Origin of the sequence: Pedobacter fastidiosus, assembly GCF_014306625.1 — a bacterium.
Taxonomy (GTDB): Bacteria; Bacteroidota; Bacteroidia; order Sphingobacteriales; family Sphingobacteriaceae; genus Pedobacter; species Pedobacter fastidiosus.
This window is the reverse complement of record NZ_JACRYL010000050.1, coordinates 1-1,356: the sequence shown is the minus strand read 5'-3', so window position 1 is coordinate 1,356 and position 1,356 is coordinate 1. Positions and strand designations below refer to the sequence as shown.

Annotated in this window: 2 protein-coding genes; both read left to right on the top strand. The window is 39.1% G+C overall.

Annotated features, from left to right (window positions below; all coding sequences use genetic code 11):
* Positions 1-67: 67 nt before the first annotated feature.
* Positions 68-382, top strand: a complete 315-nt coding sequence (locus H7U22_RS22745; protein ID WP_187073632.1) for a transposase — start codon at positions 68-70, stop codon at positions 380-382.
* 143 nt (positions 383-525) lie between these two features.
* The gene (locus H7U22_RS22740) at positions 526-1,341 is read left to right on the top strand and encodes a DDE-type integrase/transposase/recombinase (RefSeq protein WP_222621947.1); all 816 of its coding nucleotides are present in this window, start codon (positions 526-528) and stop codon (positions 1,339-1,341) included.
* Positions 1,342-1,356 lie beyond the last annotated feature (15 nt).

The following is a 1,356-nucleotide window of genomic DNA, read 5'->3' as shown; positions in this document are numbered from 1 at the left end:
TGTATTAACCCCCTAAAAAGCTGGACTAAATTTTAAAAACAATTTAGAACCATTAAATTAGGGAATTATGAAAAGAGAGCGACGAATTTTTAGCCCGGAGGATCGGCTTGCTATTATTCAAGAGGGCTTGCGTGAAGGTACCACGGTTACCTGCCGGAAGTATAATGTATCACCGTCTTTATATGGCAAGTGGAAGAACAAATACCTTTCCAGAGGCACCGAAGGTTTAAAGCCAGCTTACCATCGTGTAGATCCAGAACTACGGGCCTTGGAGCAGGAGAATGAGCTGTTGAAAAGAATCATTGCTAAACAAGCATTGGAAATAGAGGTTAAATCCGAGCTTCTAAAAAAAAATCCTATCCAAGTCAAGATAAGAAGATGATTGTTTCGCATTTTAAGCATTTGGTCGCTGCCAGAACTCTTTTATCCTGGGTTGATATGCCCTCTAGTGTCTATTATTATAAGAATAGGCTCGGTAATCGCGGTGTAAAGCCAAGCACCCATACCCCAAAGCTTGACGGCACGATGGTAGAAAACCAGGTGGTAATTGAACGTATAAAAGCTATTTTATCACAGGAATTCTGTTGTTATGGGTATGAAAACGTAACTACCCAATTGCGTGAGGAGAATTACCATATCAATAAAAAGAAAGTTTACAGGCTCATGGATGAGCAGAACCTATTGCTGGGAAAAGTTATCCGAACCAGTGGCAAGCGCAAGTTTGTGCAGCACCGTAAAATAGTGGCCAGTTATCCAATGGAATACCTTTGTCTAGATATCAAATATATCTACGTACATGCCGAGAAGCGGAACTATTACCTGCTGACTATACTGGACGTGTTTTCACGTAAAACCGTAGATCAGACCTTTCAGAAAAGCATCAGACAAATTGATGTAATTAACGCTTTCAGAAGAATAAATGAAAAATATGGCATTAAAGGAGTTACCGTTCGCAATGATAATGGATCACAGTTTATTGCCAATAGTGTAAAACAATATTTACGGGCTGCAGAGGTAAACCAAGAGTTTACCCATATTGCTACTCCCGAAGAGAATTCCTACATCGAGGCTTTCCACAGTATCGTTCAGCGAGAAGTAATTGACCGTTTTGAATTTGATAGCTTTTATCACGCTAAACATACACTTACCGCCCATAGAAACTGGTATGATAACAGGCGCTTTCATCGAGGAATTCAGATGATACCAAAAGATAAGTGGGATCAAAATATCCACCTCACCATCCAAAAAAGAGAGAGTATTAATGAAGAAGAACAAACTGAAAAAATAGACCCAAATAATGACTATTATTACACAACTAATTCAACATATTTGTCCAATTAATAAGGGGTCGGTACA

What these genes read in the sequence shown, in the direction of transcription:
- H7U22_RS22745 (WP_187073632.1), top strand. Translation starts at nt 68, where the DNA reads ATGAAAAGAGAGCGACGAATTTTTAGCCCGGAGGATCGGCTTGCTATT.
- H7U22_RS22740 (WP_222621947.1), top strand. Translation starts at nt 526, where the DNA reads ATGGTAGAAAACCAGGTGGTAATTGAACGTATAAAAGCTATTTTATCA.